General features: G+C 71.1%; 27 protein-coding genes. 19 read left to right on the top strand and 8 right to left on the bottom strand.

Annotated elements, in window-relative coordinates:
• Positions 1-96: 96 nt before the first annotated feature.
• Positions 97-936: a pentapeptide repeat-containing protein gene (locus ACQPZG_RS15080; RefSeq protein ID WP_433546280.1), complete on the top strand. Its 840-nt coding sequence runs from the start codon at positions 97-99 to the stop codon at positions 934-936.
• Positions 937-1,165: 229 nt separating this feature from the next.
• Here the strand turns inward: ACQPZG_RS15080 and ACQPZG_RS15075 are convergent, their stop codons facing one another.
• Both ACQPZG_RS15075 and ACQPZG_RS15070 read right to left on the bottom strand, forming a co-directional pair.
• Positions 1,166-1,924: an SDR family NAD(P)-dependent oxidoreductase gene (locus ACQPZG_RS15075; protein ID WP_433546279.1), complete on the bottom strand. Its 759-nt coding sequence runs from the start codon at positions 1,922-1,924 to the stop codon at positions 1,166-1,168.
• A 57-nt stretch (positions 1,925-1,981) separates the two neighbouring features.
• The gene (locus tag ACQPZG_RS15070) at positions 1,982-2,317 is read right to left on the bottom strand and encodes a YnfA family protein (RefSeq protein WP_433546278.1); all 336 of its coding nucleotides are present in this window, start codon (positions 2,315-2,317) and stop codon (positions 1,982-1,984) included.
• 65 nt (positions 2,318-2,382) lie between these two features.
• Here ACQPZG_RS15070 and ACQPZG_RS15065 point away from each other — a divergent pair, with 65 nt between their 5' ends.
• Positions 2,383-2,862: a hypothetical protein gene (locus ACQPZG_RS15065; RefSeq protein WP_433546277.1), complete on the top strand. Its 480-nt coding sequence runs from the start codon at positions 2,383-2,385 to the stop codon at positions 2,860-2,862.
• 129 nt (positions 2,863-2,991) lie between these two features.
• Here the strand turns inward: ACQPZG_RS15065 and ACQPZG_RS15060 are convergent, their stop codons facing one another.
• Complete coding sequence (locus ACQPZG_RS15060; protein WP_433546276.1) at positions 2,992-3,723, bottom strand: Mut7-C RNAse domain-containing protein; 732 nt, start codon at positions 3,721-3,723, stop codon at positions 2,992-2,994.
• 70 nt (positions 3,724-3,793) lie between these two features.
• Between ACQPZG_RS15060 and ACQPZG_RS15055 the strand changes: the two genes are divergently transcribed.
• Positions 3,794-4,222, top strand: a complete 429-nt coding sequence (locus ACQPZG_RS15055) for a GNAT family N-acetyltransferase (protein WP_433546275.1) — start codon at positions 3,794-3,796, stop codon at positions 4,220-4,222.
• A 184-nt stretch (positions 4,223-4,406) separates the two neighbouring features.
• Positions 4,407-4,772: a VOC family protein gene (locus ACQPZG_RS15050; RefSeq protein WP_433546274.1), complete on the top strand. Its 366-nt coding sequence runs from the start codon at positions 4,407-4,409 to the stop codon at positions 4,770-4,772.
• Between the two features lie 69 nt (positions 4,773-4,841).
• Here ACQPZG_RS15050 and ACQPZG_RS15045 read toward each other — a convergent pair whose 3' ends face one another.
• The gene (locus tag ACQPZG_RS15045) at positions 4,842-5,030 is read right to left on the bottom strand and encodes a hypothetical protein (RefSeq protein ID WP_433546273.1); all 189 of its coding nucleotides are present in this window, start codon (positions 5,028-5,030) and stop codon (positions 4,842-4,844) included.
• A 185-nt stretch (positions 5,031-5,215) separates the two neighbouring features.
• Complete coding sequence (locus ACQPZG_RS15040; protein ID WP_433546272.1) at positions 5,216-5,854, bottom strand: hypothetical protein; 639 nt, start codon at positions 5,852-5,854, stop codon at positions 5,216-5,218.
• A gap of 124 nt (positions 5,855-5,978) precedes the next feature.
• Between ACQPZG_RS15040 and hemL the strand changes: the two genes are divergently transcribed.
• From hemL to ACQPZG_RS15000, 8 genes are all read left to right on the top strand, one after another.
• On the top strand, positions 5,979-7,286 hold the full coding sequence (hemL, locus tag ACQPZG_RS15035; protein WP_433546271.1) for a glutamate-1-semialdehyde 2,1-aminomutase: 1,308 nt from the start codon (positions 5,979-5,981) through the stop codon (positions 7,284-7,286).
• Positions 7,283-7,984: a histidine phosphatase family protein gene (locus tag ACQPZG_RS15030; protein WP_433546270.1), complete on the top strand. Its 702-nt coding sequence runs from the start codon at positions 7,283-7,285 to the stop codon at positions 7,982-7,984. Before hemL ends, ACQPZG_RS15030 begins: the two co-directional genes overlap by 4 nt.
• Before the next feature lie 158 nt (positions 7,985-8,142).
• Entirely contained in the window at positions 8,143-9,384 is a 1,242-nt protein-coding gene (locus ACQPZG_RS15025; protein WP_433546269.1) for a hypothetical protein, read from the top strand.
• Between the two features lie 85 nt (positions 9,385-9,469).
• Positions 9,470-10,090, top strand: a complete 621-nt coding sequence (locus ACQPZG_RS15020; RefSeq protein ID WP_433546268.1) for a TlpA family protein disulfide reductase — start codon at positions 9,470-9,472, stop codon at positions 10,088-10,090.
• Positions 10,091-10,094: 4 nt separating this feature from the next.
• Entirely contained in the window at positions 10,095-10,859 is a 765-nt protein-coding gene (locus ACQPZG_RS15015) for a cytochrome c biogenesis CcdA family protein (protein WP_433546267.1), read from the top strand.
• A gap of 5 nt (positions 10,860-10,864) precedes the next feature.
• Positions 10,865-12,562, top strand: coding sequence for a cytochrome c biogenesis protein ResB (gene resB / locus ACQPZG_RS15010; RefSeq protein ID WP_433546266.1), 1,698 nt, complete (start codon positions 10,865-10,867; stop codon positions 12,560-12,562).
• Positions 12,562-13,713 carry a c-type cytochrome biogenesis protein CcsB gene (gene ccsB / locus ACQPZG_RS15005; protein ID WP_433549417.1) on the top strand — a complete coding sequence of 384 codons (1,152 nt, stop codon included), beginning with the start codon at positions 12,562-12,564 and terminating at the stop codon, positions 13,711-13,713. Before resB ends, ccsB begins: the two co-directional genes overlap by 1 nt.
• A 68-nt stretch (positions 13,714-13,781) precedes the next feature.
• Positions 13,782-14,333 (top strand): SRPBCC domain-containing protein, encoded by a 552-nt coding sequence (locus ACQPZG_RS15000; protein ID WP_433546265.1) that lies wholly within the window; start codon positions 13,782-13,784, stop codon positions 14,331-14,333.
• Here ACQPZG_RS15000 and ACQPZG_RS14995 read toward each other — a convergent pair.
• A complete protein-coding gene (locus ACQPZG_RS14995) occupies positions 14,330-14,935 on the bottom strand; it encodes a DUF4291 domain-containing protein (RefSeq protein ID WP_433546264.1) in 606 nt (201 codons plus the stop codon). The genes ACQPZG_RS15000 and ACQPZG_RS14995 overlap by 4 nt on opposite strands.
• A 194-nt stretch (positions 14,936-15,129) precedes the next feature.
• On the opposite strand from ACQPZG_RS14995, the gene ACQPZG_RS14990 reads away from it, so the two are divergent.
• A complete protein-coding gene (locus tag ACQPZG_RS14990) occupies positions 15,130-15,687 on the top strand; it encodes a hypothetical protein (RefSeq protein WP_433546263.1) in 558 nt (185 codons plus the stop codon).
• 371 nt (positions 15,688-16,058) lie between these two features.
• Here ACQPZG_RS14990 and ACQPZG_RS14985 read toward each other — a convergent pair whose 3' ends face one another.
• Positions 16,059-16,541 (bottom strand): PLD nuclease N-terminal domain-containing protein, encoded by a 483-nt coding sequence (locus tag ACQPZG_RS14985; protein WP_433546262.1) that lies wholly within the window; start codon positions 16,539-16,541, stop codon positions 16,059-16,061.
• An 88-nt stretch (positions 16,542-16,629) separates the two neighbouring features.
• Here ACQPZG_RS14985 and ACQPZG_RS14980 point away from each other — a divergent pair, with 88 nt between their 5' ends.
• The 3 genes from ACQPZG_RS14980 to ACQPZG_RS14970 are packed head-to-tail and all read left to right on the top strand — an operon-like array spanning position 16,630 to position 19,164.
• Complete coding sequence (locus ACQPZG_RS14980) at positions 16,630-18,081, top strand: menaquinone biosynthesis decarboxylase (protein ID WP_433546261.1); 1,452 nt, start codon at positions 16,630-16,632, stop codon at positions 18,079-18,081.
• Positions 18,078-18,992, top strand: a complete 915-nt coding sequence (mqnP, locus tag ACQPZG_RS14975; RefSeq protein WP_433546260.1) for a menaquinone biosynthesis prenyltransferase MqnP — start codon at positions 18,078-18,080, stop codon at positions 18,990-18,992. Before ACQPZG_RS14980 ends, mqnP begins: the two co-directional genes overlap by 4 nt.
• A 31-nt stretch (positions 18,993-19,023) precedes the next feature.
• Positions 19,024-19,164: a hypothetical protein gene (locus ACQPZG_RS14970; RefSeq protein WP_433546259.1), complete on the top strand. Its 141-nt coding sequence runs from the start codon at positions 19,024-19,026 to the stop codon at positions 19,162-19,164.
• A 12-nt stretch (positions 19,165-19,176) separates the two neighbouring features.
• Here the strand turns inward: ACQPZG_RS14970 and ACQPZG_RS14965 are convergent, their stop codons facing one another.
• Positions 19,177-19,776, bottom strand: a complete 600-nt coding sequence (locus ACQPZG_RS14965; RefSeq protein WP_433546258.1) for a rhomboid family intramembrane serine protease — start codon at positions 19,774-19,776, stop codon at positions 19,177-19,179.
• Positions 19,777-20,037: 261 nt separating this feature from the next.
• Here ACQPZG_RS14965 and ACQPZG_RS14960 point away from each other — a divergent pair, with 261 nt between their 5' ends.
• The 3 genes from ACQPZG_RS14960 to mqnE all read left to right on the top strand — a co-directional run bounded on the left by ACQPZG_RS14960 (position 20,038) and on the right by mqnE (position 22,524).
• Positions 20,038-20,733, top strand: a complete 696-nt coding sequence (locus ACQPZG_RS14960) for a UbiX family flavin prenyltransferase (RefSeq protein ID WP_433546257.1) — start codon at positions 20,038-20,040, stop codon at positions 20,731-20,733.
• Positions 20,734-20,852: 119 nt separating this feature from the next.
• A complete protein-coding gene (locus tag ACQPZG_RS14955) occupies positions 20,853-21,308 on the top strand; it encodes an Lrp/AsnC family transcriptional regulator (protein WP_433549416.1) in 456 nt (151 codons plus the stop codon).
• Between the two features lie 52 nt (positions 21,309-21,360).
• Positions 21,361-22,524 carry an aminofutalosine synthase MqnE gene (gene mqnE, locus ACQPZG_RS14950; protein WP_433546256.1) on the top strand — a complete coding sequence of 388 codons (1,164 nt, stop codon included), beginning with the start codon at positions 21,361-21,363 and terminating at the stop codon, positions 22,522-22,524.
• Positions 22,525-22,551 lie beyond the last annotated feature (27 nt).

Raw genomic sequence — 22,551 nt, 5'->3', positions numbered from 1 at the left:
CGTTTCGCCGTGCCCGCGTAGTGTGTCCGGGTCCCCGGAACCCGTGCCGACCGCCGCTTCCTCGTCCCGTACCGCCGTACCAGTGGAGCCCCGACCATGCCCGAGATGAACTCCGACCTGCGCTCCGACTGCGGGAACTGCTTCGGGCTGTGCTGTGTGGCGTTGACGTTGACGAAGTCCTCGGACTTCGCCATCGACAAGCCGATCGGGAAGCCGTGCCCGAACCTCGCGGGGGACTTCGGGTGCGGGATTCACGCGCGGCTGCGGGGCGAGGGTTTCCCCGGGTGCACCGTGTACGACTGCTTCGGAGCGGGGCAGAAGGTGTCGCAGGTGACGTTCGACGGGGTGAGCTGGCGTGCGGAGCCCGGGAGTTCGGAGCTGATGTTCGCTCTGCTGCCGGTGATGAAGCAGTTGCACGAGCTGCTCTGGTACGTCGAGGCGGGGCTGCGGGAGGACGCGGCCCGGCCCGTGCACGGGAAGCTGCGGGCGTTGCGGGACGAGACCGAGGAGCTGACCCGGGGGAGCGCCGAGGAACTGGTGGCGCTCGACGTGGAGGAGCACCGGCAGAAGGTGAACGGTGTGCTGGTGCGGGTGAGCGAGCTGGTCAGGGGCGAGTGGGCTGCCGCCGTGCCGCCGAAGAAGAACGGGAAGAAGCGGAAGACCGACCTGCGGGGCGCGGACCTGATGGGGGCCCGGCGCAGCGGCGCCGACCTGCGCGGGGTGAACCTGCGGGGCGCGTACGTGATCGCCGCCGATCTGAGCGGGGCCGACCTGCGGGGGGCCGACGTGATCGGGGCGGACTTCCGCGACGCGGATGTGCGGGGGGCGGATCTGAGTGCGGCGCTGTTCCTCACCCAGACGCAGGTGAACGCGGCGCGGGGGGATGCGGGGACGCGGATTCCGGTGGGGGTGGAGAGGCCGGGGCACTGGGGGTAGGGCGGGGGTTCAAGGCGTGTGTGGAGCCTGGCCCGGGTGGGTGTGGGGTGGGCGTACGTCGGGGAGCGGGGCGTAGGGGCGGGCAAGGGGCACCGTCCGGTGGGCGCCGCCCCTTGCCCGCCCCCGGTGGGGGCCGCCCCCCTTGCCCGCCCGTTCCGCCCCCCGGGGGGCGGCCCCGCCGCCCAAGGCGGCGGGCGTAAGGGGGTTCCGCCACCCAAGGGGGCTGGGGTCAGGGCTGGCGGTGGATCTTGGTGTTGGATGCCTGGGCGCGGGGGCGGACCACCAGGAGGTCGATGTTGACGTGGCTGGGGCGGGTGACCGCCCACGTGATCGTTTCGGCGACGTCGGAGGCCGTCAGGGGGGCGTCCACGCCCGCGTACACCTTGGCGGCCTTCTCGGCGTCGCCGTCGAAGCGGGTCAGGGCGAACTCCTCCGTCCTGACCATGCCGGGGGCGATCTCGATGACGCGGACCGGGGTGCCGACGATCTCCAGACGGAGGGTTTCGGCGAGGACGTGCGAGCCGTGCTTGGCGGCCACGTAGCCGCCGCCGCCCTCGTACGTGCCGTGGCCCGCCGTGGAGGAGACGACGACGATCGTGCCGTCCCCGGAGGCGGTCAGGGCGGGCAGCAGGGCCTGGGTGAGGTTGAGGGTGCCGAGGACGTTCGTCTCGTACATCCGGCGCCAGTCGGCGGGGTCCGCCGTGGCGACCGGGTCGGCGCCGAGCGCGCCGCCCGCGTTGTTGACGAGTACGGCGACGGAGCGGAACGCGGTCGCGAACTCGTCGACGGCGGCCCGGTCGGTGACGTCCAGGGCGTACGGCATGGCCTGGTGCCCGGCGGCCGTGATCTCCTCGGCGAGCGCCTCGATGCGGTCCTTGCGGCGGGCGGTGAGGACGACGCGGTAGCCGGAGGCGGCGAGCTGCCGGGCCGTGGCCGCGCCGATTCCGCTGCTCGCTCCGGTGACGACGGCGATGGGGGCGCTGGGCATGCGGCTGCTCCTCGTGCGGAAGGGGTTCGCGTCAGCTACGAGGATAGGGGGGCGGGGTCAGCGGCCTCTCGGGGCGTACATGATCAGGGCCATGCCGAGCAGGCAGACCAGTGCGCCGGCGATGTCCCACCGGTCCGGGCGGTAGCCGTCGGCGACCATTCCCCACCCGATCGAGCCGGCCACGAAGACACCGCCGTACGCGGCGAGGATGCGGCCGAAGTCGCCGTCCGGCTGGAGGGTGGCGACGAAGCCGTAGAGGCCGAGGGCGAGGACGCCCGCGCCGATCCAGATCCAGCCCTTGTGCTCCCTGACGCCCTGCCAGACGAGCCAGGCGCCGCCGATCTCGAAGAGCGCGGCGAGGAGGAAAAGGGCTGCTGAGCGGGGTACGGACATGCGCATAAGGGTGGCATGTGCGTGTGGCCGCGAGCGGTACGGGGGAAACGGGTAGGCCGGTGACCATGACATCTCTGTTGCGCAAGGGGCTGTTGGTGCTGGTCGCGGTGCTGCTGTGTCCGGTGGGGGTCGCGTTCGCGGACGACGGCGAGGCCGATCTCGGGCACCACGGGTACGTCGTGTACGAGGGCGGTCGGCTGACCATGCAGTTGCGGTCCTGGAACCACGGGCCGGACAGTCTGGCTTCCGGTGCGGTGCGGGTGTCGTTCTCCGCGCCGGTCGAGGGACGCTTCCCGCGGGGCCGCGTGCGTACCGGGCCCGCGGCGGTGGTCTGCGAGACCGGCGAGCTGCGCGCCGGGGCGGCCGGCGGCCGGGTCCTGGACTTCGGCCTGCGGGTGAAGGGCGCGCCCGCGGAGGTGGTGGTGGAGGTGCGTACGGTACGGACCGGCTCCGCCGAACCCGGCATGCGGGTCCGGGACGCGAACCCCGGCAACGACCGTCAGCGGGTTCTGGCACCCGCCACGGGTGACGTCTACTACTTCTGAGCCGGTTCCGCCTCCCGTTCCGGACCGGCCTGCCTGCGGGGGCGTCCGTCGCCCGGACCGCGTATCCGTCCGGGGGAGGCTCCGTCGCCCGTGGGGCTGACATAGGGCGGGCTCCGTCGCCCGTGGGGGCTAGGGAAGTGGGGGGAATTCGCTGAGGGTGGTTTCCACGAGGGCGGCGAGGCGGGCGTGGTGGGCGCCGCGCCAGTACGGGCGTTCGCAGGCGGTGCACTGGGCGAAGACGTCGTAGGTGCGTTCCGTGCCGCCCTGGAGGAGGCCGGCGACGGAGTCCTTGGTGGCGGGCTTCAGGTCGCCGTTGCAGGCGGTGCACCGGGTCCAGGGGGAGAGGGCCGGGGCGAAGCGGCCGAGGACGTCGCGGAGTTGCTCGTCGGGCTGGTCGCTGTAGACGTACGCGCCCGCCCACGGTTCGCGCCGGCGCAGCAGCCCCCGGTCCCGGGAGAGCAGGACCCGGCGGTCGCGGGCGGAGTAGGTGGCGAGGGTGGGGTCGCCGACGTCCTCGCTGAAGTACGCCGCGTCCACGCCGAGCAGTCGCAGGCGGCGGGCGAGTGTCCCCAGGTGCACGTCGAGCAGGAAGCGCAGCGGGGCTCCCGGGACGGACTGCGGGCGTGTCACCGCCCGTACCTCCACCCGCTCCCCGGCTGCCGGTACGTGTGCGGCGGTCACCGTGCGCCCGTCCACGTACAGTTCGCCCGCCTCGGTGAGCGGCACGCCGAGGGACTCCACGACGTGGCCCAGCGTGGAGGCCCCGTCGGTGACGGCGTCGGTGCGGCCGGCCCGGCGGTCGGGGGCGAGGAAGAGGTGCAGCTCGGGGGCGAAACTGATCTGGATCTGCGGTCCGTTCACGCCGTCAGGATGCCACCGGGGGGCCCACCCGGGCACCGGGGTTTCGCAACTGCTGTTCTACGCTGCCGCGATGAAGACCATCGACCTCGCGCCCGGCGACCCGCGCCTCCTGTCCGACCTGCTGCCGGTCCTCCTCGAACTGCGGCCCCATCTGACCCCGGAAACCTTCACCGAGGTGTACGAGGAGGGTCACCCGGTCGGGCTCCGCTTCTCCGCGGTCTACGACGACGAGGGCGTGTGCGTGGGAGCGGCGGGCTGGCGGGTCGTCGTCAACACCAGCACGCTGCGGATGCTGTTCGTCGACGACCTGGTGACCGCCGGGCGGGCCCGCTCGACGGGGGTGGGGGCGCACCTGCTCGGCTACCTCCAGGACAGGGGGCGGGAGGCGGGCGCGCACAGGCTGGTGCTGGACTCGGGGACCCAGCGCACCCGGGCGCACCAGTTCTATCTGCGGGAGCGGATGAAAATCGCCGCCTTCCACTTCCACAAGGACCTCTAGGTTCCGGAAGGGCGGCTGCGGGGGTCCGGAGGGGGCCGCGGGGCGGGGCCGGAGGGGGCCGCGGGGTCCCGGAGGCGCTGCGGGGTTCGCGGGGTGTTCCACTCGTGCGGGGGCGTGATCCGGGCCGCGAAAGGGAACCCGTCCTCCGTACGACGCTCATGATCCCGAGGAGAGGAAGAGCCCCATGCCCATCGCCACGTACGACCTGGTCGCGCTCGACTGCCCCGACCCGGCGACGCTCTCGACGTTCTACGCCGACGTCCTCGGCGGCGAGGTGGAGCGGAGCGACGACGACTGGTGGGTGCTGAGCGCCCCCGGCGGACACCGCATCGCGTTCCAGCGGGTGGAGGGCCACCGTCCGCCGGAGTGGCCGAACGCCGGGCACAACTCCCAGCAGCTGCACCTGGACTTCGAGGTGCCGGACCTGGACAGGGCCGAGGAGCAGGTGCTGGCGCTCGGGGCGAAGGTGCTCGACGCCGACGACCGGCAGCGCAGCTTCCGGGTGTACGCGGACCCGGCGGGTCACCCGTTCTGTCTGTGCCGGGAGTGAGGTCCGTCCGGCGTGCGCGCCGGGTGCGGGGGCGGTGCGTATGTGGCCGGATCCGGCCGGTCGGGTCCGCTACGCGGCTTTGACCAGGGCCGCCCGTACCGCCTCCGCCCACTCCACCAGCAGCTCCTGGTACCGCGCCTCGTCGGCCGTCGACAGCGCCCCGTCCGTGCACGACCAGAGCGCGCGGATCTCGGCGTTGACGACGGAGGCGGGGCGGGCGGAACCGGGGGCGGCGGGGGTAGGAGAGGTGAAGGACATGCGGACAACCCTAGGGGTCGGCACTGACAATCGGCATTCCGCGAACCTGAGATTGTCCTGAAATCCGCGGCCGAAGGGCCCGGGTCCCGGCTGCCGGGAGCGGTGGGGGCGGGGGAGCGGCGGGGCCCTGCGGGCCGTGTGTGCGGTGGCGGCGGGGAGTCGTCGGAGTCGTCGGGCTGCCGGTCTCAGGGCCACACCAGGCAGTACGCCTGGTGGCCCGCCTCGTGCAGCCGGTGGCTGAAGTCCTGCCACTCGTGCAGGAGTCGGTAGACGTTGAACGCGTCGCTCGGGCCGCCCCGGTCGGGAACCGTCGACCAGATGAAGGCCGCCGCCCCGACCGACTCCTCGCCGATGCCGCGCAGCGGGTCGACGACCGTCATGGGGAGTTTCACCACGGCGTAGTCGGGGTGCAGGACGACCAGTTCCAGGGGCGGGACCTTGTGCAGGGGTATCCCCTGGATGCCGGTGAGGACCATCGCGGCCATCGTCTCCGGCTTGATCTTCGTGAACATGCCGCCCATGCCCAGTTCGTCGCCGCCCAGTTCCTCCGGGCGCATCGAAATGGGGACGCGGGCGGCCGTCGCGCCGTTCGGGGCGCCGAAGTACTTGTAGGTCACCCCCACGCGGCCAACCCTGCTTCCCGTACCCGCCGTACCCGTACCCGATCCCAGATGCACGCCCGGAGCCGCGGCGGCCGCCGCTTCCCCGGGGTCGGCGGCGGCTTCCGCGCGTGCCGCCCGTTCCCGCCTGCGGTGCCGCCCGCGTCGAGCCCGCTCGGGACCCAGGTCGTCGGTCCCCTCGCCCAGTCCGCCACCGCGATGCATATCTCCACCCGACCACTCGCGACCTGGGCCGCGCAACCCGATCATCGTCCCAGTGACCTCCCCCGCCCCCGGGCGGTGAAACACCTGTCCGCGAGACCGGGCGGGCCTCTGACACCATTGCTGTGTGAGCCTCCCCTATGACGCCCCAGTTTCGCAGACGCTTTTCGACCGCGCGTCCCTCGTGACGCCCGGCGGCGTGAACTCCCCGGTACGGGCCTTCAAGGCCGTGGGCGGTACGCCCCGGTTCATGGTGTCCGGTACCGGTCCGTACCTCACCGACGCCGACGGGCGCGAGTACGTCGACCTCGTGTGTTCGTGGGGGCCGATGATCCTCGGCCACGCGCACCCGGAGGTCGTCGCCGCCGTGCAGGAAGCCGTCGCACGCGGTACGTCCTTCGGTACGCCCGGTGAGGGCGAGGTCGCGCTCGCCGAGGAGATCGTCGCCCGCATCGAGCCCGTCGAGCAGGTACGACTGGTCTCCAGCGGCACGGAAGCGACCATGTCGGCCATCCGGCTCGCCCGCGGTTTCACGGGGCGCGCGAAGGTCGTCAAGTTCGCCGGCTGCTACCACGGGCACGTGGACGCGCTGCTCGCCGCCGCCGGTTCGGGCCTGGCGACCTTCGCACTTCCGGACACTCCGGGCGTCACCGGCGCCCAGGCGGGCGACACGATCGTCCTGCCGTACAACGATCTGGACGCGGTTCACGCGGCCTTCCGGGCGCACCCCGGCGAGATCGCCTGCGTGATCACCGAGGCGTCCCCCGGCAACATGGGCGTCGTCCCGCCGGGTGAGGGCTTCAACGCGGGCCTGAAGGCGGCCTGTGAGCAGAACGGCGCCCTCTACATCTCCGACGAGGTGATGACCGGCTTCCGCACCAGCAAGGCGGGTTGGTACGGCGTCGACGGGGTGGAGCCGGACCTGATGACCTTCGGCAAGGTCATGGGCGGCGGCTTCCCCGCGGCGGCCTTCGGCGGCCGCAGGGACGTCATGGAGCACCTCGCCCCGGTCGGCCCCGTCTACCAGGCGGGCACCCTCTCGGGGAACCCGGTCGCCACCGCCGCCGGTCTCGCGCAGCTGCGGCTGCTGGACGACGCGGCGTACGAGAAGGTGGACGCGGTCTCCGCCGAGATCCGGTCGCTGATCACCGGCGCCCTGGCCAAGGAGGGCGTGGCGCACCGCCTCCAGACGGCCAGCAACATGTTCTCCGTCTTCTTCACGCCCGACGAGGTGCGTGACTACGACGACGCGCGGAAGCAGGAGTCCTTCCGCTTCACCGCGTTCTTCCACTCGATGCTGTCGCAGGGGGTCTACCTCCCGCCGTCCGCGTTCGAGTCGTACTTCGTCTCCACCGCCCACGACGCGCAGGCCGTCGAGCGCATCGCCGCCGCCCTGCCCGCCGCCGCCCGCGCCGCAGCAGAGGCCACCGCATGAGCAGCAGCACCAGCAGCACGTCCAGAGGCGACATGACGGTCGTCCACCTGATGCGCCACGGGGAGGTGCACAACCCGGACGGCGTCCTCTACGGCCGCCGGGCCGGATACCACCTCTCCGACCTCGGCCGGCAGATGGCCGACCGGGTCGCCGAGCACCTCCAGGGCCGTGACATCACGCACGTCGTGTCCTCCCCCCTGGAACGCGCCCAGGAGACCGCCACGCCCGTCGCCAAGTCGCACGGCCTGGACATCGTGACGGACGAGAAGCTGATCGAGGCCGCCAACGTCTTCGAGGGCAAGACCTTCGGCGTGGGGGACGGCGCGCTGCGCAAGCCCGCCAACTGGAAGCACCTGACGAACCCGTTCCAGCCGTCCTGGGGCGAGCCGTACGTCGAGCAGGTCGTACGGATGATGGGCGCGCTCCACGCGGCCCGCGACGCCGCGCGCGGGCACGAGGCGGTGTGCGTCAGCCACCAGCTGCCGATCTGGACGGTGCGGAGCTTCGTCGAGCGGCGCCGGCTGTGGCACGACCCGCGCAAGCGGCAGTGCACGCTGGCGTCCCTGACGACGTTCACCTTCCAGGGCGACAAGATCGTCTCGGTCGGCTACACCGAGCCCGCCCGGGACCTCGTACCGGCGCACCTGCTCGCCGGGGCGAAGCCGGTGAAGGGCAAGGACAAGGCATTCGGCGCGTGAAGCACCCCGGGTGAGCTGCGGGTGATCCCGCGAACACCCAGCGAATTATGTGTGGTTTGCCGGAACCCGCGTGTTCGTCGCGTCATCTCATTCTGTGTCCATCCGAGGCATTGACGGTTGATGGGCCGAAGGCGCGACGCAACGCGGGATGGGGAATCATGCGCAACATCAGTCGAAGGGGTCTGCTCGGAGCCGGTGCGGGAGTCGCCGCCGCGGTCGGTCTCGCCGCCTGCAAGGGCGGCGACGGCGCCGCGTCCGCCGACAAGGGCGCGCAGCAGCCCGGCAAGGACGGCGCCACCCCGAAGCCGACCGCCGAGGCCAAGCTCATCGGCGACGGCTCGACCGCCGACACCGGCAAGCAGCCGAACCAGCCCGAGAAGCCGGTTCCGCTGGAGCCGGGCCAGGCCCCGCCGCAGTTCGTGATCTTCTCCTGGGACGGTGCGGGCGAGGTCGGCAACGGCCTCTTCCCGCGCTTCCTGAAGCTCGCCAGGGAACACGACGCGGCGATGACGTTCTTCCTCTCCGGCCTCTACCTCCTCCCGGAGTCCCAGCAGAAGCTGTACAAGCCGCCGAACAACCGCGTCGGCGCCTCCGACATCGGCTACCTCACCGACGAGCACATCAGGGACACCCTGAAGTACGTGCGTCAGGCGTGGCTCGAAGGCCACGAGATAGGCACCCACTTCAACGGGCACTTCTGCGTGGGCTCCGGCTCGGTCGCGAAGTGGACGCCCGCGCAGTGGGAGAGCGAGATCGACCAGGCCGTGAAGTTCGTCACCGAGTGGAAGACGAACACCGGCTGGACCGACCTCGACCCGCTGCCCTTCGACTACTCGAAGGAACTCGTCGGCTCCCGCACGCCGTGCCTCCTCGGCCAGGACAACCTGCTGCCGGTCGCGAAGAAGCTGGGCTGGCGGTACGACGCGAGCTCGCCCGGCGGCCACCAGATGTGGCCCGTCAAGCGCAAGGGGATCTGGGACCTGCCGTTGCAGCAGGTGCCGTTCCCGGGGCACTCCTTCGAGGTCCTGTCGATGGACTACAACATGCTCGCTAACCAGTCGAAGAACTCCACCAAGGGCCCGCCCGCGCGCTACCCGGGCTGGAAGAAGGAGGCGGCGGGCGCGTACATCAACGGCTTCAAGCGCGCCCACACCACCAACCGCGCCCCCCTCTACATAGGCAACCACTTCGAGCAGTGGAACGGCGGCATCTACATGGACGCCGTCGAGGAGGCCATCAAGCACATCGCCGGCACGAAGGACACCCGCCTCGTCTCCTTCCGGCAGTACGTCGACTGGCTCGACGTACAGGACCCGAAGGTCCTCGCGAAGCTGCGCACCCTTCAGGTCGGGCAGAAGCCGACCGGCGGCTGGAACGCGTTCCTGAAGTCCACCGCATAGCCCCTTATGTGCCCTTGACAAGGGGCTTTGCGGGCACGTAGGGGGGTGCGGAAGATCGATGGAACTGCCATGCGAAACTTTTCACATGAGCCCTGCCCGCGCCCCCCGCAGCCGCCGGACCCGCCCCTCCCGTACCGCACTCGTGGTCACCGGAGCGCTCGTCGGCGCTCTCGCACTGTCGGCGTGCGGTGACGAGGGGGACAAGTCGTCGGGCGGGGGAAGCAACTTCGTCGCGGGCAAGGACAGCATCGACACCGTCCCCAAGGCCGACCGGAAGCCCGCGCCGAAGCTCGACGGGAAGACCCTTCAGGACGAGGACTTCGACTCCACCACCCTCAAGGGCAAGGTCGTCGTCGTGAACGTCTGGGGCTCCTGGTGCCCGCCCTGCCGGGCGGAGGCGCCGACCTTCGCGAAGGTCTCCAAGGAGCTCAAGGACAAGGACGTGGAGTTCCTCGGCATCGACGCGCGCGACCCGCAGAAGGGTCAGGCCATCGAGTTCGAGAAGGACGCGGGCATCGAGTACCCCAGCCTGTACGACCCGGACGGCAAGCTGATGCTGCGCTTCCCCAAGGGCAGCCTGAACCCGCAGGCCATCCCGTCCACCATCGTCATCGACAAGGACGGGAAGATCGCGGCCCGCTCCCTGGCCGCACTCAGCGAGAAGAAGCTCCGCAAGATGATCGACCCCCTGATGGCCGAGAAGTGACCGCGTGAACGCCGTCCTCCTCGCCGCCGACACCACCGAGACGGTGCAGTCCGGCGCGCTGCTGCTGGCCCTGCCGATCGCACTGCTCGCGGGCCTCGTCTCGTTCTTCTCGCCGTGCGTGCTGCCGCTGGTCCCCGGCTACCTGTCGTACGTCACGGGCACCAGCGGCACCGATCTGGCCGACCAGCGCCGGGGCCGGATGGCGGCCGGAGCGGCGCTCTTCGTCCTGGGCTTCAGCGCGGTGTTCGTTTCGACGGGGGCGCTTTTCGGGTACATCGGCGGCACCCTCCAGAGCTACAAAGGCACCACGAACATCGTCCTCGGCGTTTTGATGGTGCTGATGGGTCTGTTCTTCATGGGGGCCTTCCCCTTCCTGACCCAGCGTGAGTTCCGCTTCCACCGGAAACCGGTCGCCGGCCTGGCCGGGGCCCCCGTCCTCGGCCTGCTCTTCGGCATCGGCTGGACACCCTGCATGGGCCCGACACTCGGCGTCATCGGATCGCTGTCGTTCAACCAGGCCGCTCCGATGCGCGGCACGATCCTGATGGTCGTCTTCTGCCTCGGCCTGGGGATCCCGTTCATCGTCGCCGCAGTGGCCTTCCGCAAGGCGCTCGGCGCCTTCGGCTGGGTCAAGAAGCACTACGTCTGGGTCATGCGCATCGGCGGCGTCATGATGATCGCGACCGGTCTCCTGCTCCTCACGGGCCTCTGGGACACCGCGCTGGCAAGCATGCAAGGCTGGACCGACAGCTTCCAGGTGGGGATCTAAGTTCCATGAGCAAGACCGAAGAACCGGCCGCGACGACGGACGAGCAGACCGCCGGAGACCATCTCTCCACCGCCCCCAAGGACGACCGCGAGGACACCACTCCCGCCCCCGCGGCCTTCGGAATCATCGGTTGGACCCGCTGGTTCTGGCGGCAGCTCACCTCGATGCGGATCGCGCTGATCCTGCTCTTCACGCTGTCGCTCGCCGCGATTCCCGGGTCCCTCGTCCCGCAGCGCAGCGTCGACGAGACGAAGGTCGCCGACTTCTTCAAGGCGCACGAGACGCTCGCACCGCTCTACGACAAGGTGCAGCTCTTCGACGTCTACAGCTCGGTGTGGTTCTCCGCGATCTACATCCTGCTGTTCATCTCGCTCATCGGCTGCATCGTGCCCCGCACCTGGCAGTTCGTCGGCCAGCTCCGCAGCCGCCCGCCGGGCGCGCCCGGCCGGCTGACCCGGATGCCCGCGTACACGACCTGGCGCACGGACACCTCCCCGGAGGAGGTCCGCACCCTCGCCCTGTCCCTGATGAAGAAGCGCCGCTTCCGCGCGGACGTGGCCGGGGACGCGGTCACCGCCGAGAAGGGCTACCTCCGCGAGGCCGGGAACCTGATCTTCCACATCGCCCTGATCGTCCTCCTGCTCGCCTTCGCGACCGGCCAGCTCTTCAAGTCCGAGGGCGGCAAGCTGATCACCGAGGGCAGCGGCTTCTCCAACACGCTCACCCAGTACGACGACTTCAGGTCCGGTTCGCTCTTCGACCGCGACCACGACCTGGAGCCGTTCAGCTTCCACCTCGACGACTTCGTCGGCACGTACGAGCGCAGCGGCCCCCAGCGCGGCACCCCCCGCGTGTTCGAGGCCCACATCACGTACTCCGAAGGCGCGGACGGCACCCCCAAGAAGGGCGTCATCGAGGTCAACACGCCGCTGACCGTCGGCGGTTCCAAGGTCCACCTCATCGGCCACGGCTACGCCCCCGTCGTGACCGTCCGCGACCCCCGGGGCAAGGTCGTCTTCCAGGGCCCGGCCCCCCTGCTGCCCACCGACGCGAACGTCACCTCCACCGGTGCGATCAAGGTGATGGACGGCTACCGCGACAAGGCGGGCCAGAAGACCCAGCTCGGCTTCACCGCCGTGTTCGTGCCGACCTTCGGCGGGGCGGGCAAGGGCAGCATGTTCTCCAAGTACCCCGGCCTGGACTTCCCCGCGCTCGCCCTGACCGCCTTCCACGGCAGCCTCGGCGTCGACGCGGGCCTGCCGCAGAACGTGTACCAGCTCGACACCCGCAAGATGAAGCAGTTCAAGAACCCCGACGGCAGCCCGTACGCCAAGATGCTGCTGCCCGGCGAGAAGATGGACCTGCCCGGAGGCATGGGCTCGATCACCTTCGAGAAGGACATCAAGGAATGGGCGACCTTCCAGGTCTCCCAGCAGCCCGGCAACATGTGGGCCCTCGCCGGTGCCGTCGGCGCCATCGCCGGCCTCGCCGCGTCCCTGTTCATCCAGCGCCGTCGCGTCTGGATCCGTGCCGTACGCCAGGACGACGGCAGCACCCTCGTCGAGATGGCCGGCCTCGGCCGCAGCGAGTCGTACCGGCTCCCCGAGGAGCTCGGCTCCCTCGCCGCAACCCTCCACACCCAGGCGCCGACCTCTGCGACGCCGCCTCCAGCCGAACCCCCTGCCGAAGGAGCGCGCGCGTGATCCTCGCAGCCGCCGCAGAAACCAACCAGTCCCTCGCGGAGACCAGCAACGTGCTGATCTACTCCGCGATGGCCGTCTACACCCTGGCCTTCCTCGCGCACATCGCCGAGTGGACCTTCGGCAGCCGCAGCCGGGTCGGCCGCACCGCCGCCGCGCTGACCCGCCCGGCCGCACCCGCGGTCACGGTGCGCTCCCAGGGCTCCACCGCGGTCCTCGACAAGCCGCAGGTCGTCACCCGCTCCGCCGCGGGCACGCGCGACGCGGCGGACGGGGAGGGTGCGGCGGGCGGCACCGAGAAGGGCGATCTGTACGGCCGCATCGCCATCTCCCTGACCCTCCTCGGCTTCCTGATCGCGGCGGCCGGCGTCGCGACCCGCGCCCTGTCCGTGCAGCGTGCCCCCTGGGGCAACATGTACGAGTTCTCCATCACCTTCTCGACGGTGGCGGTCGGCGCGTACCTGGTGTTCCTCCTCACCCGGATGAACGTCCGCTGGATCGGGCTGCCCCTGGTCACCACCGTCCTGCTGGACCTGGGCGTCGCCACCAAGTGGCTCTACACCGACAGCGACCAGCTCGTCCCGGCGCTGGACTCGTACTGGCTGTGGATCCACGTCTCGACTGCCATCTTCTGCGGCGCGGTCTTCTACGTCGGCGGCGTCGGCACCCTCGGCTACCTGCTCCGCGACCGGTACGAGGTCCGCGCCGAACTCGGCGAGACCGCGGACGTCCTCAAGGCGCACCTCGCGTCGCTGCCGCCCGCCAACGGCTTCGTGACGGCCGTCCGCAAGGTGCGCGTCCCGTTCCGCCGGTTCATGGACAGCACGGTCTCCCGGCTGCCCTCCGCCGCGTCGCTGGACAAGTTCTCGTACCGCATCAACGCCGGTGTCTTCCCGCTGTGGACCTTCACGATCGTCGCGGGCGCGATCTGGGCGGGCGACGCGTGGGGCCGCTTCTGGGGCTGGGACCCCAAGGAGGTCTGGTCGTTCGTCACCTGGATCGTGTACGCGTGCTACCTGCACGCCCGTGCGACGGCGGGCTGGAAGGGCCGGAAGGCCGCCTACCTCGCCCTGTTCGCCTTCGCGACCTGGCTGTGGAACTACTACGGCGTGAACATCTTCATCACCGGCAAGCACTCGTACGCGGGCGTGTGAGCCCAGGCGTGCGCCCCGACAGCGCGGCCCGGTAGCGTTCCGTACGCGACCGGGCCAGTCTGTTGGCCATGACGACGGCGATCCCCCCTCTCCCGTACGGCACGGCCGAACCGCGCGACGCCCCCGGCAGCTGGCTCCTGCGCTACGCACTCCCGCTCCCGCACCCGCTGGACCACGTGTGGGCGGCCGTCGCCACCCCGGCGGGCCTGAGCCAGTGGCTGGCCGTCCCCGGCCCCTGGGACCCCCACCTCGACGCCCCGCTCGCGTTCACCTGGCACAACGCCGACGAAGAGGGCGAGGACGCCGACGAGGGCCCGACCGTCGACGAGGGCCGTATCACCGCCTGGGACCCCGGCCGGGTGGCGGAGTACACCCTCGCCCTCCACGGCCGCGCCCGGTTCCGCCTGGAGCCCGACGGGCCGTCAGCGACCTTCCTGCGCCTCACCAACGAGGTCCGGGACCTCGACGCGTCCGCCCGCGACAGCCGCCTCGCGAGCTGGCACCACCACCTCGAACAGCTGGCCTCCGCCCTCACCGGACACCCCGCCGACCGGCCGGCCCGGTCCCGCACCCGCTACCGGGAGCTCCTGGCCGAGTACGCGTCCCGCGGCCCGGCCTAGCCGACGCCCAGGTGCCGGAGCCCGCCGTCGGGCACCGGGTACGGCGACTCCACCGGAAGCAACTGTTCCGCGCTCGCCGCGCCGTGCTGGGCCAGGGTGGCGGCCACGGTCCTGGCGAGCGGCGTGACGTCCCTGATCCCGACGATCCACTCGTCCGCGTACCGCCGTACGGCCTCCCCGCTCAGGCCGAGCTGGAGGGACCGGTGCGGCAACGGCTGCAGTCGTACGTCCCGTTCCGGGTCCCACTGGACGCGCGCCGGCGCGGCCCGCAGCGCCTGCTGCCAGGCTGCGCGATCGGCGTGCACCCCGTGCTCGCGGTGGGACAGGCACGCGTGCGCCAGCGCCCAGTCGAAGCCCTCCCGCCGGATCTCCACGGCCAGCACGACCTCTTGGTCCCGCTTCGTGGCCCAGCCGCAGCGGTACATCATCCACAGGAACGACGGCTTGACCCACGTCATCCGCTCCCGCTTCCACGCCGCCGGGAACCGTCCGGTCGCGGCGGCGGGCAGCCCGATGGACGGCGGGTACGCCTGGTAGACGGTGACGGTCTCCGCGGTGTGCAGCGCGCGTATCCGCCGCTGCGGTACGTGGTGGGTCGGCATGGGCCACAGTGTGGCCGCGGGGCTCGCCCGAGGACCAGGCAATATCCGCTCGGTGCGGGACCCGGGAACGGGACCGCCGGGCGGATCTTACGTATCGGTGACGTACGGGAGGACTACGCTGCCCCGCCCCTGCGCGCGGGCTCTACTGGTGGTCGTCGCATTCACAGCACGGCACATTCAGTGGGGGTTGGCACATGAGTCACACGGACCGCACGGACCTTACGCACACGGGACGGTCGGACGGGCGGGAGCGCACCCGGCGTTCGGCGGGGACGGGTTGGCTGCGGCGCACCGCCACGGCCGGGGCAGTGGCCGCCGCCGCGGGCCTCCTGGCGGCGGGCCCCTCCGCCGCGGGCACGGCCACCGCGGGCACGCCGCGCACGCCCGAGGTGCCGCGCATCTCGGCGGGGCCCTACGCGGGATTCCAGTTCTGCGGCGGGGCCCAGGCACCGGTGGTGGACACGTCGCCCAGCCCCACCTTCGCGGCGACCGTGGTGCCGAACGAGGGGGATCCGTCCTACCCGTTCCCCCAGTATCCGGACATGACGGGGCAGTTCGAGATCGCGACGCCGGGGAGTGAGGCGACGCCGTTCCTCCGGGTGACCAGGCCCGCCGCGAACGGCAGGCAGCTCATCCTCCAGGAGACCGTCCCCGCAGGCAGCTACCGCTGGCGGGTGCGGGCCGAGCACCGCACGCTGCTCTCGCCCTGGACCGCCTGGTGCGACTTCACCGTCAAGGCGCCGACGGCCTGACCGGCGGCGGGGCGGCGGGGGCGCCGGGCGGGGGCGCCGGGTGGGGCAGCCGACCGGACAGGGGCGGACGGCACGCGGCGCAGGGTGGCGCGCGGTGGTACGGGGTGCCAGGCGCGCCGGGCGGCACGGGGGGCAGGGCGGCACACGGGGCCGGGCGCATCGGGTGGCAGGGCGGCGCGGGCGGCACGCGGGCCAGGGCGGCGCGCGGGGCCGGGCGGCGCGCGGGGCCGGGCGGCGCGCGGGGCCGGGCGGCGCGTGGGTGGGGCGGTGGCCGAGCCGGGCGGATCGCGTGCCGGGCGGCATGCGAGCTGGGGTTACCCGGAGCCGGGCGGTTTCCCGGCCGCCCGTGCCTGGCAGGGGCAGCCCCCGGGTTACTTCGGCGTGTCCTTCGGGCCCTCCGAGCCGGTGCCGGGACCGGTGTCCGGCCCGCTGTCGGGGCCGGTGCCCGTGCCGGGTCCGGCGTCCGGGCCGTCCCCGTCGCGTCGCTTCAGCTCCTCCTCGCGGCGACGGAGGTCCTTCTCCCAGTCCTCGAACAGGGAGTCGCCCTTCTTGTCCCTCTTGCCCTTGTCCTCGTCCTTGAGGGACTTCAGGAAGTCCGGGTTGTCGTCGGGCGCGACCCACTGGGTGCGCCGGCCGCGCTGCCACTCCGACGGCGTACGGCCGCCCGTGACCGCCCGGCGGTTCTTGCCGGCGACGATCCACACGATCGGGCCGACGACCCAGAACAGCAGGATGATGAAGACCCACGCGACCTTCGGCAGGTGCTTGACCTCGTCCTCGGGGGTGTTGAGGCAGTCGATGAACGCGTAGATCGTCAGCGCCAGCGGCAGGATGAACATCAGTGCCCTGAGCATGGAGTGCTTCCCCCTGGGAACGTCGTCGAGGCCGTTCGACCGGCCCCGGTGAGGGCCCCAGGGTAGTCGGTGTCCGATACTGGACGGCATGGCTTACGACGATCTTCGCTCGTTCCTCCGTGCTCTGGAGCGTGAGGGCGACCTCAAGCGCATCAAGGCCGAAGTCGACCCGCACCTGGAGGTAGGGGAGATCGTCGACCGGGTGAACAAGGCCGGCGGCCCGGCTCTCCTCTTCGAGAAGGTGAAGGGGTCCTCGATGCCCCTCGCCATGAACGTCTTCGGCACCGACCGCCGTCTGCTCAAGGCGCTCGGCCTCAAGTCGTACGACGAGATCAGCGCGCAGATCGGCGGCCTGCTGAAGCCGGAGCTGCCGCAGGGCTTCGTGGGCGTACGGGAGGCATTCGCGAAGCTCGGCTCGGTCGCCCACGTGCCGCCGAAGAAGGTCAAGGACGCCCCCGTCCAGGAGGTCGTCCTGACGGGTGAGGACGTCGACCTGGACAAGCTCCCGGCGCTGTTCACCTGGCCCGAGGACGGCGGCTCCTTCTTCAACCTGGGGCTGACGCACACCAAGGACCCCGAGTCCGGCATCCGCAACCTCGGCCTCTACCGCCTCCAGCGCCACGACAAGCGCACCATCGGCATGCACTGGCAGATCCACAAGGACAGCCGCAACCACTACCAGGTGGCGGCCCGGCGCGGCGAGCGTCTGCCCGTCGCCATCGCCTTCGGCGCGCCGCCGGCCGTCACGTACGCCTCGACCGCCCCGCTGCCCGGCGACATCGACGAGTACCTCTTCGCCGGTTTCCTCCAGGGCAAGCGGGTGGAGATGGTCGACTGCAAGACGGTCCCGCTCCAGGTGCCCGCGCACGCGGAGGTCGTCCTGGAGGGCTGGCTGGAGCCCGGGAAGATGCTTCCCGAAGGCCCCTTCGGCGACCACACCGGTTTCTACACGCCGCAGGAGGACTTCCCCGCGCTGACCATCGACACGGTCACGATGCGCAGGCGTCCCCTGCTCCAGTCCATCGTCGTCGGCCGTCCGCCGACCGAGGACGGGCCGCTGGGCCGCGCCACGGAGAGCTTCTTCCTGCCCCTCCTCAAGATCATCGTGCCGGACATCGTGGACTACCACCTCCCCGAGGCGGGCGGCTTCCACAACTGCATCATCGTGTCGATCGACAAGAAGTACCCGAAGCACGCCCAGAAGGTGATGTCGGCGATCTGGGGCGCTCACATGCTGTCCCTGGAGAAGCTGATCGTGGTCGTCGACAGCGACTGCGACGTGCGGAACTACCACGAGGTCGCCTGGCGGGCCTTCGGCAACGTCGACTACTCCCGCGACCTCACCGTCGTCGAGGGCCCCGTCGACCACCTCGACCACGCCTCGTACCAGCAGTACTGGGGCGGCAAGGCGGGTGTCGACGCCACGAAGAAGCTGCCCGAGGAGGGCTACACCCGGGACGGCGGCTGGCCGAACATGGTCGAGTCGGACCCGGCGACGGCGTCCAAGGTCGACCGCCGCTGGAAGGAGTACGGGCTGTGAGCGCCGACGCGGCCGACGCCGCCGCCCTGCCCCGGCATCCGGGCAAGGTGCGGGCGTTCCTCAACCTCGTCCTCATCGAGCACTCCGTCTTCGCGCTGCCCTTCGCCTACATCGCCGCGCTCACGGCCATGTACCAGCTCGACCGGAACATCCACTGGGGCAAGCTGCTCCTGGTCACCGTCGCCATGGTCGGTCTGCGTACGTTCGCGATGGCGGCGAACCGGATCATCGACCGGGAGATCGACGCCCGTAACCCGCGTACCGCGAACCGGGAGATCGTGACGGGCGCGGTCAGCGTCAAGGCGGCGTGGACGGGGGCGGGGATCGCGCTGGTCTTCTTCCTCGGCGCGGCGGCCCTGCTCAACCCGCTCTGCCTGATGCTGGCGCCGCTCGCGATCGTGCCGATGGTGGTCTACCCGTACGGCAAGCGGTTCACGAACTTCCCGCACGCCATCCTCGGGCTGGCCCAAGCGATGGGTCCGGTCGGCGCGTGGATCGCGATCACGGGGGAGTGGTCCTGGGACGCGGTGGTCCTCGGTCTCGCCGTCGGCGTCTGGATCGGCGGCTTCGACCTGATCTTCGGTTCGCAGGACGTCCAGGCGGACCGCGCGCACGGCGTGAAGTCCGTCCCGGCCCGCTTCGGCATCCCGGCCGCGCTGCACGGCGCCCGCGCCTGCCATGTCGTCACGACGGCCCTGCTGGTCTGGTACGGGGTGCGCACGGACGCCGGGATCTTCTTCTGGGTGGGCATGCTGATCGTCGCCGCGGCCTTCGTGTACGAGCACACGATCGTCCGCCCGCACGATCTGTCCCGCCTGAACCGGGCGTTCTTCCAGGTCAACGGCTTCATCGGAATAGCCCTGTTCGGGTGTGCCCTGATAGATCTCCTGGTGCGCGGCCTGACCGTGTAGGCACGTCGTACCAGGCCCACTGCGTGACGATGTGAATTCCGGCCCGGACGGTGGTGCGGGCCGGCGACGCCTCCCCCACGGCAAGCCGGTCACCGTCGAGACCGGCATCGGCCGCTTCGCCCTCGATGCGGCGACGCCGCCCGCGGACCCCGGCACGCCCGCCGGGTCCTGACCGGCCCGCGGTTCAGGCGGGCCCCCGCCCCCGCCTGAACCAGAACGCCGCCAGCACCCCGCCCACCAGCCCGAACAGATGGCCCTGCCAGCTCACCGCGGTGTGGGTCGGCAGGACGCCCCACAGGATCGAGCCGTAGACGGCGGCGACGACCACCCCGATCACGACGTCCCACGGCCGCCGGTCGACGAAGCCGCGCACCACCAGGTAGCCGAACAGACCGAAGACGACCCCGGACGCACCGGCGGTGAGGGAGTTGTCGGGGGCGGTCAGCCAGACGCCGAGACCGCCGACCACCATGATCGTGAGGACGACCGCGGCGAACCGGCGCAGCCCGCCCAGGGCGGCTATGAAGCCGAGCACCAGCAGCGGGGCGGTGTTGGACGCCACGTGGTCGAAGCCGTGGTGGAGGAAGGCCATGGGGAGCACGTCGCGCAGTTCGGGCAGGGCGCGCGGCGACAGCCCGAAGGTGTGCAGCGCCCCCGTCGCGGAGTCCACCGCCTCCAGCACCCAGAGCAGCGCCACCCACGCCAGCATCACCCCGGCCGCGGCCTTCACCCGGGCGCCCCGGCCCGGTCGCGGCTGCTCTGCCGTGTGCGATGGGTACGTCATGTCGTCCGGCACCCCCTGTCGTTCGCGTGCTGTCGTTTCGCGTGGCGCGAGTCGGCCGTCCGACATCGGCTGTCCGGTGCCGTCCCGTGCGGCGCCCTCCGCCGGGCGCCGTGCGTGGGGCCCTTTCCGGCGAGCGTCACGCGTGGGGCGCCTTCCGGTGGTTGCCGTCCGGTACTCCGGTCCGTCACGCGCTGTTGTCACCTGAGAACGTCCCGGCACCTTGCCGGGTTCCCGCCGACCGGCCCCCGATAAGCTCCGGTCATGACTGAGCCCGCCGTCGACCGAGTCACCGAGCGCACGCGCACCCCCTGGGTGGTGGGGGTCTCCGGGGCGTCCGGCACCCCGTACGCCGCCGCCGTGCTGCGTGGGCTGCTCGACGCGGGGGAGGCCGTCGACCTGGTCGTCAGCAGGGCGTCACGGCTGACGCTCCTCGACGAGACGGGCATCGCGTACCGCGACAGCCACTGGCGCGAGGACCTCGCGGCCTGGCTGGCGCGCGGCGCGGACGGCAAGCCGGACACCTTCCGCGACCTGGACCTGTCCGACGTGCGGCACTGGAGTGCGGGCGATCTCGCCGCCGGGCCCTCGTCCGGTTCGTACGCCGTGAAGGGCATGCTCATCGTCCCGGCCTCGACGGCGAGCGTCGCCGGCGTCGCCCTGGGGCTCTCGAAGGACCTGCTGCAACGCACCGCGAGCGTCACGCTCAAGGAGCGCCGGAAGCTGGTGGTGGCGGTACGGGAGACCCCGCTCAACGGGCAGACGCTCAAGCATCTCGTGACGCTCGACGAGGCGGGAGCCGTCGTGCTGCCCGCCTCGCCCGCCTTCTACGCCGGAGCGACGCACATCCAGGACCTGGTGGACTTCGTCGCGGGGCGGGTGCTGGACGCGGCGGGCGTACGGCACGACCTGTACCGCCGGTGGAAGGGGGAGCTCAGGGGAGGCTCCCGTGCCCGGTAGCTGATGGCCGCCGTCACCCCTCCGGTGTGGCCTTGGATATTTACAGGGGAAGCACCCCTGTGCCTTAGTTTCTCTACACAAGCTCGCGGTATCGCTGAACAATGGAAGGCTTCAGGTATATGGACGCCGTGGACAGGCAGCTCATCCAGGCTCTTCGGGAGAACGGCAGGGCCTCGTACGCCGAACTCGGACGCCTCGTCGGCCTCTCCGGCCCCAGTGTCACCGACCGCATCAACCGCCTCGAAGGCGCCGGCGTCATCACCGGCTACCGCGCCACCGTGGACGCGAAGTCGCTCGGCCTCGGCGTCACCGCGCTCATCGGCATCTCGCTCTCGGACGCCGCCGACCACGAGGACGTGGCCCGCCGGCTGAAGGACCTGGAGGAGATCGAGGACTGCTGGTTCATCGCCGGCGACGACTCGTACATGCTCAAGATCCGCGCCGGCGACGTCGACGGGCTGGAGCGCACCATCCGCCGCCTGTCCGGCACCCGGGGCGTCTCGCGCACCCGCACCACCATCGTGCTCTCCACCAAGTGGGAGAACCGGGTCGGAGAACTGCCCGAAGAGGCGTAGGCGTACGGTTGGGTGAGCTTGATTTACGGACACACATAGGAGGCGGCCGGGTATGGACGCGGGACTCAAGCGCGAGCTGGAGGAGAAGGTCCGGGCCGGGGAGCGGCTGACCCGCGAGGACGGGATCGCCCTCTACGAGTCGGACGACCTCGCCTGGCTGGGCGGCCTCGCCCACGAGGTGCGCACCCGCAAGAACGGTGACGTCGTCCACTTCAACGTCAACCGCCACCTCAACATGACCAACGTGTGCACCGCGTCCTGCGCGTACTGCTCGTTCCAGCGCAAGCCGGGCGAGAAGGACGCGTACACGATGCGCATCGAGGAGGCCGTCCGCCTGGCCAAGGCGATGGAGAACGAGAACCTCACCGAACTCCACATCGTCAACGGCCTGCACCCGACGCTCCCGTGGCGCTACTACCCGCGCTCCCTCTCCGCCCTGAAGGAAGCCCTCCCGCAGGTCTCCCTCAAGGCGTTCACGGCCACCGAGATCCACCACTTCGAGACGATCTCGGGCCTCACGGCCTCCGAGATCCTCGACGAGCTGATCGAGGCCGGCCTGGAGTCCCTCACCGGCGGCGGCGCCGAGATCTTCGACTGGGAGGTGAGGCAGCACATCGTCGACCACAACACCCACTGGGAGGACTGGTCGCGCATCCACCGCCTCGCCCACGAGAAGGGCCTCAAGACCCCGGCCACGATGCTGTACGGCCACATCGAGGAGCCCCGCCACCGCGTCGACCACGTGCTGCGGCTGCGCGAGATGCAGGACGAGACCGGCGGCTTCCAGGTCTTCATCCCGCTGCGCTACCAGCACGACTTCGTGGACATGAAGGACGGCAAGGTCCGCAACAAGCTCCAGGCCCGCACCACCATGGCCACCGGGGCCGAGGCGCTGAAGACCTTCGCCGTCTCGCGCCTGCTGTTCGACAACGTCCCGCACGTCAAGGTCTTCTGGGTCATGCACGGCGTGCAGACCGCCCAGCTCGCCCTCCAGCACGGCGCGGACGACATGGACGGCTCGGTCGTCGAGTACAAGATCACGCACGACGCGGACGACTACGGCACCCCGAACAAGCTGGGCCGCGACGACCTCCTGGAACTGATCCGCGACGCCGGCTTCCGCCCCGTCGAGCGCAACACGCGCTACGAGATCATCAAGGAGTACGAAGGCCCGGACGCCTCCCGCCGCGAGACCCCGCAGGCGATGCGCGTCTGACCCGCGCCGTCCGTACGCACGAGAGCC

Source organism: Streptomyces sp. CA-294286 (assembly GCF_050947155.1).
Classification (GTDB): Bacteria; Actinomycetota; Actinomycetes; order Streptomycetales; family Streptomycetaceae; genus Streptomyces.
Note: the sequence above shows the minus strand (reverse complement) of the source record. Positions and strands in the feature narration are given on the sequence as shown.